Origin of the sequence: Halosimplex halobium (genome assembly GCF_051414055.1) — an archaeon.
In the GTDB taxonomy this organism is placed as follows: Archaea; Halobacteriota; Halobacteria; order Halobacteriales; family Haloarculaceae; genus Halosimplex; species Halosimplex halobium.
This window is the reverse complement of sequence record NZ_JBLKNX010000001.1, coordinates 246,125-258,950: the sequence shown is the minus strand read 5'-3', so window position 1 is coordinate 258,950 and position 12,826 is coordinate 246,125. Positions and strand designations below refer to the sequence as shown.

At 70.8% G+C, this 12,826-nt stretch carries 14 protein-coding genes; 10 read left to right on the top strand and 4 right to left on the bottom strand.

The window, feature by feature from the left end; all coding sequences use genetic code 11:
- Window positions 1–12: 12 nt before the first annotated feature.
- The gene (locus ACMGFG_RS01315; RefSeq protein ID WP_436928549.1) at window positions 13–1,092 is read right to left on the bottom strand and encodes an enolase-like domain-containing protein; all 1,080 of its coding nucleotides are present in this window, start codon (window positions 1,090–1,092) and stop codon (window positions 13–15) included.
- A gap of 137 nt (window positions 1,093–1,229) precedes the next feature.
- Here ACMGFG_RS01315 and ACMGFG_RS01310 point away from each other — a divergent pair, with 137 nt between their 5' ends.
- Window positions 1,230–1,379 carry a 50S ribosomal protein L40e gene (locus ACMGFG_RS01310; protein WP_436928548.1) on the top strand — a complete coding sequence of 50 codons (150 nt, stop codon included), beginning with the start codon at window positions 1,230–1,232 and terminating at the stop codon, window positions 1,377–1,379.
- Window positions 1,380–1,474: 95 nt separating this feature from the next.
- Here the strand turns inward: ACMGFG_RS01310 and ACMGFG_RS01305 are convergent, their stop codons facing one another.
- Window positions 1,475–2,086 carry an MBL fold metallo-hydrolase gene (locus ACMGFG_RS01305; RefSeq protein ID WP_436928547.1) on the bottom strand — a complete coding sequence of 204 codons (612 nt, stop codon included), beginning with the start codon at window positions 2,084–2,086 and terminating at the stop codon, window positions 1,475–1,477.
- A gap of 729 nt (window positions 2,087–2,815) precedes the next feature.
- Here ACMGFG_RS01305 and ACMGFG_RS01300 point away from each other — a divergent pair.
- The 4 genes from ACMGFG_RS01300 to ACMGFG_RS01285 all read left to right on the top strand — a co-directional run bounded on the left by ACMGFG_RS01300 (window position 2,816) and on the right by ACMGFG_RS01285 (window position 6,183).
- Window positions 2,816–3,586 (top strand): RraA family protein, encoded by a 771-nt coding sequence (locus ACMGFG_RS01300; RefSeq protein ID WP_436928546.1) that lies wholly within the window; start codon window positions 2,816–2,818, stop codon window positions 3,584–3,586.
- A gap of 218 nt (window positions 3,587–3,804) precedes the next feature.
- Window positions 3,805–4,782: a hypothetical protein gene (locus ACMGFG_RS01295; RefSeq protein ID WP_436928545.1), complete on the top strand. Its 978-nt coding sequence runs from the start codon at window positions 3,805–3,807 to the stop codon at window positions 4,780–4,782.
- A gap of 129 nt (window positions 4,783–4,911) precedes the next feature.
- Entirely contained in the window at window positions 4,912–5,241 is a 330-nt protein-coding gene (locus ACMGFG_RS01290; RefSeq protein ID WP_436928544.1) for a hypothetical protein, read from the top strand.
- A gap of 129 nt (window positions 5,242–5,370) precedes the next feature.
- Entirely contained in the window at window positions 5,371–6,183 is an 813-nt protein-coding gene (locus ACMGFG_RS01285) for an aldo/keto reductase (RefSeq protein ID WP_436928543.1), read from the top strand.
- 21 nt (window positions 6,184–6,204) lie between these two features.
- Here ACMGFG_RS01285 and ACMGFG_RS01280 read toward each other — a convergent pair whose 3' ends face one another.
- A complete protein-coding gene (locus tag ACMGFG_RS01280) occupies window positions 6,205–8,145 on the bottom strand; it encodes a S9 family peptidase (protein ID WP_436928542.1) in 1,941 nt (646 codons plus the stop codon).
- Window positions 8,146–8,256: 111 nt separating this feature from the next.
- On the opposite strand from ACMGFG_RS01280, the gene ACMGFG_RS01275 reads away from it, so the two are divergent.
- Entirely contained in the window at window positions 8,257–8,730 is a 474-nt protein-coding gene (locus ACMGFG_RS01275; protein ID WP_436928541.1) for an Lrp/AsnC family transcriptional regulator, read from the top strand.
- Window positions 8,731–8,929: 199 nt separating this feature from the next.
- Complete coding sequence (locus ACMGFG_RS01270; protein ID WP_436928540.1) at window positions 8,930–9,214, top strand: HalOD1 output domain-containing protein; 285 nt, start codon at window positions 8,930–8,932, stop codon at window positions 9,212–9,214.
- Window positions 9,215–9,318: 104 nt separating this feature from the next.
- Here ACMGFG_RS01270 and ACMGFG_RS01265 read toward each other — a convergent pair whose 3' ends face one another.
- A complete protein-coding gene (locus ACMGFG_RS01265) occupies window positions 9,319–9,747 on the bottom strand; it encodes a GIY-YIG nuclease family protein (RefSeq protein WP_436928539.1) in 429 nt (142 codons plus the stop codon).
- Between the two features lie 160 nt (window positions 9,748–9,907).
- Here ACMGFG_RS01265 and hemC point away from each other — a divergent pair, with 160 nt between their 5' ends.
- The 3 genes from hemC to ACMGFG_RS01250 are packed head-to-tail and all read left to right on the top strand — an operon-like array spanning window position 9,908 to window position 12,776.
- Window positions 9,908–11,167: a hydroxymethylbilane synthase gene (hemC, locus tag ACMGFG_RS01260; protein ID WP_436928538.1), complete on the top strand. Its 1,260-nt coding sequence runs from the start codon at window positions 9,908–9,910 to the stop codon at window positions 11,165–11,167.
- Entirely contained in the window at window positions 11,164–12,006 is an 843-nt protein-coding gene (cobA, locus tag ACMGFG_RS01255) for a uroporphyrinogen-III C-methyltransferase (RefSeq protein ID WP_436928537.1), read from the top strand. The genes hemC and cobA overlap by 4 nt, the downstream gene beginning before the upstream one ends.
- Entirely contained in the window at window positions 12,003–12,776 is a 774-nt protein-coding gene (locus ACMGFG_RS01250; RefSeq protein WP_436928536.1) for a uroporphyrinogen-III synthase, read from the top strand. Before cobA ends, ACMGFG_RS01250 begins: the two co-directional genes overlap by 4 nt.
- Window positions 12,777–12,826: the final 50 nt, after the last annotated feature.

Sequence of the window (12,826 nt, the reverse complement as noted above, 5' to 3'; positions counted from 1 at the left end):
TCGTTCCGGCCCTCACTCGCGCTGCCACCGCAGCCCGACCGGTTCGTCGGGCACCGCCAGCGGACTCTTCGGTACGTCCGCGTGCGGCTCGGGGCTATGGTAGGCGCTGGGCGCGATGTCGTTCGGCGAGTCCGGGTAGAACGCCGACGCGACGGCGTGGAGGTGTTCGCGCCCGACGCCGAGTTCGTACTGGCCGCCGCCGTACAGCGTAATCTCCCGTTCCAGGCAGTACTCGACCGTGTCGAGCAGGTCGGCGACGGTCCCGAACCGCGAGGGTTTGATGTTCAGCCACTCCGGTTCGACAGGGAGGGCCTCGACGCTCGCCACGTCCGTGATCGGGTAATCCCAGGAGAGGCGGTCGGCGACGCCGTCCAGTAGCTCGCGTGTCTCGTCGGTGAACTTCGCGTCTTCGAGGACGGCGTCGGGGAACGCCTCGGCGACCTGCCGGTAGCGCTCGGGGTCGGCGTCGGTGTCCACGTCGGTTCCCTCGTAGTAGCTCTTCAGGTCGAGGACCCGCACGCGGTCGGTCGCCGCCAACTCGTCCATCAGTTCGGGCGTCCACTCGGCGGTCGGGTCGAGCTTGAACTCCACGTCGGGGTCGACGTCGAGCCACCCGTGAACCCGGTCGGCCGAGGGGTCGCCGTCGGTGTCGAGCCGCGTCGAGACGACGAACCGGACGGGGTCGTAACTCCGGCCGAGCGCCGCGGCGAAGGTGGTGTCCGCCTGCCGGAGCGCGAGGTCCAGCGCCGCGCTCTCGACGGCCCACCGGCGGTAGTGCCGCGAGGCCTCCCGCTCGGGCGGCTCGGGAAACAACCCGGCGCCGTCCAGCGTCGCCGAGAACTCGTCGAAGGTGTACTCGCCGGCGAAGTCCCAGCCCAGGTCGTCGTTCTCGTGTGCGTCGCGCAGCCGGTCGTGGTCCTCGGTGTCGTATGCCACGTCCTCGCCGCGGCCGACCGTCCCGTCCGGTCCGCGTAGCTCGACGGCGGTCGTCACACGCGTGAACCCGGCGGAGGTGTCCATCTCGTGGCGGCTCAGCTCGAAGCCCTCGACCGCCAGCGGCAGGTCCGCGATCCGGTCGTACAGGTCGCTCATACCGCGGCTTCGGACGGGAACCGGTTAACCCTGGTTCAACCGGCAGGGGGCGCTCGCGGTCGACCCCCCGGGGAGGTGTCCGTTCGCGCCCGTCCCGGAGAAGCAACGCTTAAACGCGGTGACGAGGAAAGGCGGGTATGCCCAAGTTCGATCCCGCCGAACACCGCGAGCTCGAGAAGCAGATCTGCATGCGCTGTAACGCCCGCAACTCCGTCGAGGCCGAGAGCTGCCGCAAGTGCGGCTACAAGAACCTCCGGCGCAAGAGCAAAGAGCGCCGCAACGCGTAACTCGGCCGGTCTCTCTTCCGTTCTCTCTCACCGGGCCAGCGACGCCACCGTTTCGAGTGGAACCGTCCGCCGTCGATTCGGATCCGTTCTCCACGTTACTCGTCGGGGTACTTCGGTTCGCGCCGTTCGGCGCGTTCGAGCGCCCGCTCGACGACCGCGCGCACGTCGCCCTCGAAGACGCCGCCGTGGCCGCTGTACATGTGTTCGACGCCCTCCGGCATCCGATCGAGGAGATCCTCGATGGACTCGATGAGTCGCTCGCGCGACTGGCCGGCCATGTCGGTGCGGCCGAAGCTGCCGTCGTCGAAGGCCCCGTCGTCGTGGACGACCACGTCGCCCGAGAACAGGGAGTGCTCCGAGACCAGCGAGACGTGGTCGTCGGCGTGGCCCGGCGTGTAGACGACTTCGCAGGTCTCGTCGCCGACGGGCACGGTGTCGCCGTCGGCGAGTTCGTCGGTGCGCCGCGGGTGGTCGGCATAGGCGAACAGGTCGGCGTCGAAGGCGTCGAGCACGGCGTCCAGTTGCGAGACGTGGTCGCCGTGCTGGTGGGTGAGGACCACCCGGTCGAGGTCGTCGGTGTGTTCGGCGATGGCGTCGGTGACGCCGGGCATCGCGCCCGCGTCGACCAGCGTCGGCGACTCGCCGAGCGCGAGGTAGGCGTTGCTCGTGAACGTCTCTGCGTCGGCGGTGACGTTGACGACTTCCATGTGCGAGGTGTCGGTTTCTGCCCGCTTTAGTGTGGTGACGTTCGTGGTGGTCCCGTCGCAGCGGTCCGCTCGTGACGACAGCGACCGCGTGCTCGACCGCTCGACCTACCGCGACCGCACACAGCGTGAAAGCCCCCGCCCGCTCCGGTCGAGGGGCTCGCTGTCACCGAAAATCGGAGATTTTCGAGATGACGAGAGAGCTTTGCTCTCTCGAACCACGCGCTTCGCTCGCTCCGCTCGTTCCAGTGTCTGAGGGCTACGCCCTCAGATTAGCGAGACCGGAGGTCTCGCGTCACTTGCGTCGCCCGTCTTCCCGGAGCGGGCGCCGGGAGAGCGAAGCTCTCCCGAGCAATCGGGCGGCTCTGCCGCCCGATGACGGCCCCTTTCATTCCCGCCCGCATCGGCTGATCGGCCAGTCTGTGCGGGTGGGAATGAAAGGGGCGACGCGTTCGACGATGGCGGCTGACGCAAGTGACGCGGGACCGGAGGTCCCGCTAATCTGAGGCCGTGGCCCTCAGACACCGCAGGCCGCAGGCCGAGGAGCGCAGCGAAGCCCCCGAGTCGAACGCGTCGGGGCTTTCACGCTGTTCGCAGTCTCAGTCGTTCCCGCGGTAGCAGTGCTGTCGGTTCCATTTGTCGCTCAAACGGTCGACACACCAGATCCCGAGACTCCGGAGAGGGTTTCGACCACCCACAGAGTCAAGCGTCGGCCGCGTGAGAACGGAACTCATGGGTCCCGAGTACGACTTCGACCTGGACGAGGAGCCCCGTACGCTGGACATCACCGATCTGGAGCGCATCGAGCGGTTCAAGGAGGCCGGATACGGCGGCAGCGTCGCCGACGCGCTGTACAACGTCGGCGTCCGCCGGTTCGTCTTCGACCAGGACTTCTTCGGCGTCAACCGCGGCCAGACCCTCGCCGGGCGCGCGCTGCCGGTGAAGCTCCACACCTACCCCAAGACCGACGAGGTCGAGGAATACCTCGAGGAGAAGTGGGAGGAGGAGAACGACGGCGTCCACCCCCAGAAGCGGATGATGCGGACCGTCGAACAGAAGGAGGACGGGACGGTCCTCTGTTTCGACACGGGCGGGGACATGCAACCGGCGCACTTCGGCGAGATGTCCTGCACGCTGGCGAAGGCCCACGGCGCCCGCGGGATGCTCTGTGCGGGCAACGTCCGCGACACGCGCTACATCAGCGAACTCGAGGACTTCCCCGTCTACACGCAGGGGACGGTCCCCAACTGGCACGGCGGCTGGGAGATCATCGAGGTCGACCAGCCGATCCACGTGCCCGGCCACCTCTCCCACTACGTGACGATCCGGCCGGGTGACTTCGTGTTTGCCGACTTCGACGGCGCCCAGCTCATCCCCCGCGAGGTCGTCGACGAGGTGTTGCTGCGGGTCGAATCGATCCACGAGGAGGAACAGGCGGAACGCCGGAAGATCGAGGAGGGGATGCCCATCGACGAGGTCTACGAGGAGTACGGCGTCCTCTGAACGGCTTGCGCTCGCCGGCCGGTCGCGTGGGATACGTCCACAGATCACGGGACGTGTCCGTCGCTGGCAGTTCTCGCAACTCCCCGGGGGTTTCGTGTGCAGGCCGATCGGGGCGCTCGCGCCGGGCGGTCCTTTTCCCGGGCTTTGCGTCGCGCCCCACAGACTCACCCCCAGAGTTCCCGTAATCGGGCCACCCGCGAGGGTGAGTGAGTACGAATATGTCCGATCAGAACGCGACTACTGGCGAGACACGGCGATCGATCCTCAAGAAAGGCGCGCTCGCGACCGGCGCGGCGGCGGGCCTCGCCGGCTGTGCCGCGCTCGACGGCGAGGAGGGACCGGCCGCCGAGACGGAGACTGACGGAGACGGAACAGACGTGCTCGGCGACGGGACCGACACCGACGACGGAACCGAGACGGACGGCGACGGCGCCGTCGCGGGCGGCCGCGGCAAGGCACTGATGTTCGCGGACGCGTTCCGCGCCGGCGCGCAGTTCCGCGTCACGTCGCCGGTCATCGAGCAACAGCCCGAGGTCGAGGGCGTCGAGGACGGCTCGGTCTGGAGCGACTACAACACGCGTGTCGTCGAGTACGTCAACACCGAGGAGGACGTGCTGCTGTTCCCCGCTCACGACGCGGAGGTCACCGAAGGGCGGGTGTACGAACTCCACGACAACTTCACGTGGCTGAGCGACGACGCCGGCGACCAGGGCGTCGTCGACGTGCGGTTCAGCGAACTCGACCAGGAGCGGGTCTTCGACCCCGACGACGTGAACGTCTTCGACGAGGGCGGCGGCAAGGCGCTCGTCCGGTGGTCGAACTACCGACCGGGCGCGATCCTGGAGATCACCTCCGAGGTCGTCGAGTGGACGCCCAGGGACGACGTGGCCGGCTCGGACATCTTCTCCGACTACAACACCCGCTTCGCCCGGTGGATCAACGGCGGGACCTTCCAGATCTACCCCGCCGGCGACGCCAGCGTCGAGGAGGACCAGGCCTACCGGATGACCAGCGAGTTCGACGTGACCGACCCCGGGGGCAACCTCGTCACGACCGACCTCGAACGCGTCGAGTTACCCGAGGGGATCGCGGGCGGCGACGGGACTCCCGGGACCGGCGGGACGACGGCGAGCGACGACACCGCGACCGGCGGGACGGAGACGAACAGCGGGACGGACACGCCGACCGGGTCCTGACCGCCGTCGCGGGGCTATCGCGTCGCAGCCGGTGACGTTCGGTGCGGGGCCGCTCGCGGTCGACCCGTCGACGGCCCGTACCGCGAGCGAAGCGGATGATTTTTGATGGGGTCTACCGTGGGCTATGGTATGTCGACACAGAGCGCTCGCGACGGGGCGTCCGGGCGCGGCGAGGGCGGGCTCCCCGACGCCGTCCCCGTCTCGCTCGACCGGACGACGCGGCTCAGCTGGGAACTGGGCGACCGGGTGACGACCGGGGCCGACGCGACGCTGGCGGGCGAGTGGCGCTGTCACGCGACGCTGTGGGCGGTGGCCGTCTTCGACGTGACCGACCACACGGCCGTCCTCCGCGTCCGGACGCCGGTCGGCCGCGAACTGTTCTACGGCGTCGCCGACGCCGACCTCGTCGCGGCCCGCGACGCCCTCGCCGACGCGCCCGACTGGGAACGCCTGGACTGACACCCCGGCGGGCTCGGGACTGACACCGCGACGCGACCCGTCCGTCGGATCGCTCGGCTGGAGGCTCGCCCGGCGAGCGCCTGCGAACACCTGCCCAAGCCTTTTCGCCGCCTCCGCCGATATCGCGGTATGGAGTACGTGACGGCCGCGAACGTCGACGTGCCGGCCCTGGGATTCGGGACCGCGCGGATGGACAGCCACGACGAGCAGCGCCGCGCCGTCTCGGCGGCGCTCGACGCGGGCTACCGGCACATCGACACCGCGCAGATCTACGGCAGCGAACCCGCCGTCGGCGAGGCCGTCCGCGACGCGGCACTCGACCGCGAGGAACTGTTTCTCACAACCAAGCTCGCGAGCGACAACCGCGCGTACGACGACGCCGTCGCGTCGACCCGCGCGAGCCTCGACCGCCTCGACACCGACTACGTCGACCTGCTGCTGATCCACTCGCCTAACGACGAAATCCCTCACGCCGAGACGCTGCGGGCGATGAACGACCTCCGCGACGACGGGCTCGTCCGCCACGTCGGCGTCTCGAACTTCTCCGTCGAAGAGACGCGCGAGGCGATGGACGCCTCCGAGGCCCCGATCCTCACGAATCAGGTGGAGTACCACGTCCGGCAGCGGCGGGACGACCTCCTGCGGTTGTGCGTCGAGGAGGGCGTGATGCTGACCGCGTACAGCCCGCTCGACGTGGGCGGGCTGGCTGACGACGGCGACCTCGCCGAGATCGGCGACCGCTACGGGAAGACCGCGAGCCAGGTCGCGCTCCGCTGGCTGGTCCAGCAGCCGATGGTCTCGGCGATCCCGATGTCGTCGGACCCGGAGCACATCCGGTCGAACCTCGACGTCTTCGACTTCGAACTCGCGGCCGACGAGATGGAGCGGCTCTTCGACCGGGGCGGCCCGGTCGACGCGATCCGGTCGACGCTGGGGATCTGAACCGCGCCGTCCCGGCGAGCGTCAGTCGTCGGCCTCGGCCGCGGCGGGCGCGCCGATCCGGCGGTCGAGGAAGCCGTCGAGCAGGCGGAACAGCCGGAGCTTCTGCTCCTGGTCGGAGGAGGCGTGGCCCTCCTCGCCGAGTTCGACGTACTCGAAGTCGCCGTTCGCGCCCTCGACGGCGCCGCCGCCTTCCCGCGACGCCTCCGGTGTCACGCCCTCCTCGTAGCCGGCGTCGTCGAGCGCCTCGCGGACGATCCGGGCCTGCGAGACGGGCACCCGGCGGTCGTTGACGCCGTGGACGACCAGCAACGGCGAATCGACGTTCTCGACGTGGGTCACCGGCGAGCGCTCCGCGTACAGCTCGGGGTTCTCGTCGGGCGTCCCGAGGTACTTCTCCATGAGTTCCGTCCTGAAGTGGGGCATCGTGTTCTCGTACATGTCCTCCAGATCGGAGATGCCGATCCAGGCGACCGCGGCGTCGTAGAGGTCGGGGTACTGGACGGCCTGCCAGTAGGCGGAGTAGCCGCCGTAGGAGCCGCCGAAGACGACGACGCGGCCGTCGTCGATCCAGTCCCGTTCCTCGACGACGGCCTCGGCGGCGGTCGCCACGTCGCCCTGTTCGGCGCCGCCCCAGTCGTCCAGCAGCCGCTCTTTGAACTCCCGGCCCCGACCGGTCGAGCCGCGGTAGTTGACCTGCAGGACGGAGTACCCGCGCATCGCGAGCACCTGCGTGTAGAGGTCGAACCGCTTGGCGTCGCGGGCCATCGGGCCGCCGTGGGGGTTGACGATCAGCGGCGAGGGGCGCTCGCCCGAGTCGTACAGCAGGGCGCCGATCTCGAGTTCGTCGTAGGGGTCGTGCTCGACGGCGGCCTGCTCGGTGTCCGGAACGCCGTCCGACTCGACAGTGACGTACTCGGCGTCGGCGAAGTCGTCGGGCTCGAAGGGGCCGTGGTCGGCCTCCAGCAGGGCTTCGTGGCTGTCCGAATCGAGGTCGTAGGCCAGCAGTTCCGTGCGGCGGGTAGGCGTGGTGTGCTCGACGAGCACCCGCCCGTCGCCGAGGTCGGCGCTGGTGTAGGTCCACCCGGTCGAGGCCACGCCCTCGGGCAGGTCGAGTTCCCGCCCCTCGCCGCTCTCCAGGTCGTAGACGACGGGAACCGTCACGGCCTCGCGGTCGCGGCTCGCGAGGACGCGCCCGTCGTCGACGAACGCGACCGCGTCCTCGTCGTACTCGCCGTCGCCGAGCCAGGTCACCGAGTCCGCATCGAGGTCGTAGACCCCGACACGTCCCAGGTCCGGTGTGTTGTCGCTGACGAGCAGCCGCCGACCGTCGGGGCCCCAGCCGGCGGGGCCGCACTCGGCGCCGACCTCGCCGAGTTCGAGGTTCCGGGGGTTCGAGCCGTCGGCGTCGGCGACGTAGGCGTCCTGGTTGTCGAAGTCGTCGGTCTCGTTGGTCGCGTAGGCGATGCGCTCGCCGTCCGGCGAGCAGTGTGCGCCCCACACCGCCCGCTCGTAGTCGGTGAGCTTCGTCGTCTCGCCGGTCGCCAGGTCGCGGGCGTAGACGTTCATCTGGCCGTCCCGGGAGGAGCCGAAGACGATGCGTGAGCCGTCGGCGGCGACGCTGGTGAGCATGCACTGGCCGTCCATCTCCACGACCGGTTCGACCGTCCCGTCGCGGTCGATGGCGTAGATGTCGTTTTGCTCGTCGCCGTCCTCGTCGCGGTGGAAGAACACGCGGTCGCCGTCGGCGCCCCACTTGGGGAACCAGCGGGCGTTGCGCGGCACCTCGCCGTCGGACCACTGGGTCAGTTCGCCCGTCTCGACGTCGAGCACGTGGAGTTCGTTGCGCCCGGTGGCGTCGTAGTACAGCGCTACCTCGTCGCCGTCGGGCGAGGCGGTGGGATGGGCGACCGTCGGCAGGCTCGCGAGTGCTTCGAGCACGTCGGTGTCGTCCGTCGGGGACATGCGTGTGCTGTCGACCGGCCATCACTTCAGCTCTCGCAGAAACGGCGTTCGGTAACGGATCCGAGAGGTCGCCGGCCGAACGGTTTTCGCGCCGGGGCTGCAAACGGGCGTATGGCCCACGACCTCGACGACGTGGACCGGGGGATCCTCCACGCGCTGCAGGAGAACGCCAGGGAGGCGACGGCCGCCGAGATGGCCGAGGCGGCCGGTGTCTCTGCCAGTACCGTCCGGAACCGAATCGACCGACTGGAGTCGACCGGCGTGATTCGGGGATACCACCCCGAGATCGACTACGAGCGGGCGGGGTTCCAGCTGTACGTCTTCGTCGTCTGCCGGGCGCTGCCCGCCGAGCGGTCGAGGCTGGCCGACGACCTGCTGGAGCTGTCGGGCGTCGTCCGGGTCCGCGAGCTACTGACCGGGACCGAGAACCTCCACGTCGAGGCGGTGGCCACCGACTCCGGCGCCGTCGACGAACTCCTCGCCGCGGTCACGGACCTGGGGATCGAGATCGTCAGCTCCGACATCGTCAAGACGGACCACGTCCAGCCGTTCAACCACTTCGGCACGGCGGCGACCGACGGGTGACCGCGGCGCGCCGACGGGTGACCACGAGGCGCCGACGGGTGACCGCGAGGCGGCGACACGTCTCCCCGTCCAGTGGCCGATCCCACGAGTCAACGCCCGGATAAAACTGCGAAATCCGCAGAAATATCCCTTCTTCCTACAGAATCTTGCGTACGCACCGCCACCGTTAAGCCCGTCGCTGGCGCACGGTCGCACGGTGATGGGTGAAATGTTGAGCACCAAGGTGAGCACGGAGATCGCGGCGCGGGAAGGCGTCGACCCGCTGCAACTGGACGAACCGCTCTACGACGCGGTAGACGTCGGCGCGCTCGAACGACTGGTCGAGACGGCCGGACGGGAGGACGGCGAGTTCGAGGTCGAGTTCACGTACTACGGCTACGACGTGGTCGTCGACGGGTCCGGCGAGGTGACCGTCACCGGCGGCCCGGCCGCCGCCGGCGAGACCGCCGGGGAGTCGGTCGACCGGCAGGCGACCGGCCGATAGCCGCGACCGGCCGCGCGAGAGCGAAACCTGCGAGCGACCGCGCCGTCCGTTGCCTGGGGGTGTGGTGGGTCATCGGCGACGACGAGCGGGCCCGGGCCGTCGGCTCACGCTCGCTCGCCGTTCCCGTGGGCCCGTTCGACGGCCCGCCGGAGCGCCGCGCCGTCCTCGGCGTAGACGAGATGGGAGTCGCAGTCGCAGTCCGAGGCGCCGAACCCCTCGACGCGCTCGGTCCCGTCCTCGCCGGCGAGCGCGCGGCCGACCGCACACTCCACGTCCGCGCCGGCGGTCCGGACGACCGCGTCGATCCCCGCGTCGGGGTGACCCAGCAGGTAGTCGACGTGCCAGTGGCGGGCGTCGCGCTCGCCGGCGGCCAGTTCGCGGTGGCGCTCGACGCGGGCGAACCCGCCCGGCCCGAACGCGCTCCCGGTGTAGGCGTAGTACCCCGCCCGGAACTCCCGGTCGCCCAGCGCGCCCACCTCGACCGTCGCCGGCGCGGCCAGTTCGACGACCAGCGTGTACGTCCCCTCCGTCATCGCCGCCCGCTTGGGTCACCACCGGCAAGTGTCTGCCGAGTTCCGCCGCCGCCCGGACGAGCCGTGCGGGCGAAGCGACGGCTGTGCTGTGTGGTGACGCCCTCGGTGAGCGAGCCCGGAAGTGGTGTGCTTTTCACGGCGGGCCGACCACTGAGAGGTAATGAGTACGACGCTCCGGCTGGGGACTCGCGGCTCCGACCTGGCGCTGCGCCAGGCGGCCGCCATCAAGGAACGGCTGGAGAACCGCCGCTTCGACGTGGAACTCGTCGAGGTCGAGACCACGGGCGACCAGATCACCGACGAGGCCATCCACGAACTGGGCAAGACCGGCGCGTTCGTCCGCGCGCTCGACGAGGAGGTGATCGAGGGCGACTGCGACGCGGCCGTCCACTCGATGAAGGACATGCCTACCGAGATGCCCGAGGACATGGTCGTCGCGGGCGTCCCCGAGCGGGCCGCGCCGCGGGACGTGCTGGTCACCCGCGACGGGGCCTCCCTCGCGGGACTGCCCGAGGGCGCGACGGTGGGCACCTCCAGCCTCCGCCGGGGTGCGCAGTTGCTCGCCGAGCGCGACGACCTGGACGTGCAGCCGCTGCGCGGGAACGTCGACACGCGCATCCAGAAGCTGCTCGCCCCGCCGCTGCTGGCCGAGCACGAACGTCGCGTCGTCGCCGAGGCCGACGAGGAAGTCGAGGACATGGCGGAGTACAAGCACCTGAACGACGGCGATGACGGTGACGACGAGAACGGTGACGACGGGGCCGACGAAGACGACGACTCCGAGTACGACCGCACCGTCGAGGAGTGGTTCGAGGACCTGACCGAACTCCAGCGGCGGGCGCTGGAGCGCGACCCGGACATCGAGTACGACGCCATCGTCCTCGCGGAGGCGGGGCTGGAGCGGGCGGGGCTGCTCCACCACGTCGAACACCGGCAGCTGAACCCCGACGAGTTCGTCCCGGCGCCGGGCCAGGGGACGCTGGCAGTCACGGCCGTGGACGGCGACCTCGCGGAGGACCTGCGGAGCGTGCTGGACCACTCGCCGACGCGCGTCGAGGCGACCGTCGAGCGCACCATCCTGGGCGAACTCGGCGGGGGCTGCGTCGCACCTATCGGGATCTACGCCGTCCTGCAGGGGTCGGTTGTCCGTGCCTCCGTCCGGGTGCTCGACCGCGAGGGCGACGAGGAGATCCGCGAGACGCGCGAGTTGCCCGTCCAGCGCCACGCGACGGCCGCTCGCGAGTTCGCGGCCGACCTGGCTGACGCCGGCGCGGCCGACCTGATCGAGCAGGCCCGCCGGGACGCCGGCGAGGAGAGCGGCGCCGCCAGCGCCTCGCCGGACACGCCCGCCGGCGACCGGACGGCCGCCGACGACGGTGGCGACGGAGACGCCGACGCCGGCGCGGGTGACGAGGAATGACCGGCACCGTCTACCTCGTCGGCTCCGGCCCGGGCGACCCCGACCTGCTGACCGTCAAGGCCCGTCGACTCCTCGACGAGGCCGACGTGGTGCTCCACGACAAGCTCCCCGGTCCCGAGATCCTCGGGTTGATCCCCGAGGAGAAACGCGAGGACGTGGGCAAGCGGGCGGGCGGCGACCGGACGCCCCAGTCGGTCACCAACGAGCGGCTGGTCGAACTCGCCGAGGAGGGGCAGACCGTCGTCCGGCTGAAGGGCGGCGACCCGTTCGTCTTCGGCCGCGGCGGCGAGGAGGCCGCCTACCTCGCCGACCACGGGGTCCCCTTCGAGGTCGTCCCGGGCGTCACCTCGGCGATCGCCGGCCCGGCGGTCGCGGGCATCCCCGCGACCCACCGCGACCACGCCTCCTCGGTCTCGTTCGTCACCGGTCACGAGGACCCCACGAAGGACGAATCGGCGGTCGACTGGGAGGCGCTCGCGGCGACGGGCGGCACCATCGTCGTCCTGATGGGCGTCGGCAAGCTGCCCGACTACACCGCCGCGCTCCGGGCGGCCGGGATGGATCCGGACACGCCCGTCGCACTGGTCGAGCGGGCGACCTGGCCGGACCAGCGTGTCGCCACCGGCACGCTCGACACTATCGTCGACGCCCGCGACGAGGCCGACATCTCGCCGCCCGCGGTCACCGTGATCGGGGAGGTGGCCGGCGAGCGCGAGCGGGTCGTCGAGTTCCTCCGTGGCTACGGGAGCGACGCGCCTGCGGAGGACGACGGCGTGCCTGACGGCGACGCCGCGAGGGCGGCGGACGGGGTCGAGTCGAACGGGGGGAGCGATCGATGAGCGCCGCCGACCGTCCGCGGGTCGCCGTCTTCCGGCCGCCGGACGAGCGGCTGGACGCCGCCGTGGAACTGCTCGAATCGCTGGGTGCCGAGGCCGTCGCGGACCCGATGCTGACCGTGGATCCGACCGGCGCGACCCCCCGGACGGACGCCGACCACGTCGTGTTTACCAGCAAGACCGGCGTCGAACTCGCGGCCGGCGAGCGGGCCGACGACGGTGGCCCCGCCGACCGCTGGGAGCCCGGCGACGCGACCGTCTGCGCCATCGGCGAGCCGACCGCCGACGCGCTCCGGGCGCGCGACTACCGCGTCGACCGGGTGCCCGCGGAGTTCTCCTCGTCGGGGCTCGTTGCGGAACTCGAGGACGAGGTCGCGGGCGCCCGCGTCGAGGTCGCCCGCTCGGACCACGGCTCGGCGGTCCTGCTCACGGGACTGGAGGACGCCGGCGCGTACGTCCACGAGACGGTGCTCTACCGGCTGGAGCGGCCCGCAGACGCCGGCGACTCCGCGGAGCTGGCCGCCGAGGGACGGCTCGACGGTGCCCTGTTCACCTCGTCGCTGACCGTCCGGCACTTCCTCGCGGCGGCCGACGAGCGAGGCGTCCGCGCCGAAGCTATCGAGGGACTGGCCGACGCGGTGGTCGGCGTCATCGGCGACCCCACGGCCGACACTGCCGCCGACGCCGGCGTCGCCGTCGACGTGGTCCCGGAGGTCGCCGACTTCGAGGCGCTGGCCGAGGCGGTCGTCGACGCGGTGGGCGACGCGGAGTGACCGAACGGCCACGGTGACCGCCGGCGCCCGCCGGGTGGTCGCCGGCAAAC

Bases quoted from the DNA above. Each gene is read 5' to 3' on its own strand.
- hemC (WP_436928538.1), top strand. From the start codon at position 9,908: ATGAGTACGACGCTCCGGCTGGGGACTCGCGGCTCCGACCTGGCGCTG.
- ACMGFG_RS01300 (WP_436928546.1), top strand. From the start codon at position 2,816: ATGGGTCCCGAGTACGACTTCGACCTGGACGAGGAGCCCCGTACGCTG.
- ACMGFG_RS01315 (WP_436928549.1), bottom strand. From the start codon at position 1,092: ATGAGCGACCTGTACGACCGGATCGCGGACCTGCCGCTGGCGGTCGAG.
- ACMGFG_RS01270 (WP_436928540.1), top strand. From the start codon at position 8,930: ATGGGTGAAATGTTGAGCACCAAGGTGAGCACGGAGATCGCGGCGCGG.
- cobA (WP_436928537.1), top strand. From the start codon at position 11,164: ATGACCGGCACCGTCTACCTCGTCGGCTCCGGCCCGGGCGACCCCGAC.
- ACMGFG_RS01290 (WP_436928544.1), top strand. From the start codon at position 4,912: ATGTCGACACAGAGCGCTCGCGACGGGGCGTCCGGGCGCGGCGAGGGC.
- ACMGFG_RS01280 (WP_436928542.1), bottom strand. From the start codon at position 8,145: ATGTCCCCGACGGACGACACCGACGTGCTCGAAGCACTCGCGAGCCTG.
- ACMGFG_RS01310 (WP_436928548.1), top strand. From the start codon at position 1,230: ATGCCCAAGTTCGATCCCGCCGAACACCGCGAGCTCGAGAAGCAGATC.
- ACMGFG_RS01305 (WP_436928547.1), bottom strand. From the start codon at position 2,086: ATGGAAGTCGTCAACGTCACCGCCGACGCAGAGACGTTCACGAGCAAC.
- ACMGFG_RS01275 (WP_436928541.1), top strand. From the start codon at position 8,257: ATGGCCCACGACCTCGACGACGTGGACCGGGGGATCCTCCACGCGCTG.
- ACMGFG_RS01295 (WP_436928545.1), top strand. From the start codon at position 3,805: ATGTCCGATCAGAACGCGACTACTGGCGAGACACGGCGATCGATCCTC.
- ACMGFG_RS01265 (WP_436928539.1), bottom strand. From the start codon at position 9,747: ATGACGGAGGGGACGTACACGCTGGTCGTCGAACTGGCCGCGCCGGCG.
- ACMGFG_RS01285 (WP_436928543.1), top strand. From the start codon at position 5,371: ATGGAGTACGTGACGGCCGCGAACGTCGACGTGCCGGCCCTGGGATTC.
- ACMGFG_RS01250 (WP_436928536.1), top strand. From the start codon at position 12,003: ATGAGCGCCGCCGACCGTCCGCGGGTCGCCGTCTTCCGGCCGCCGGAC.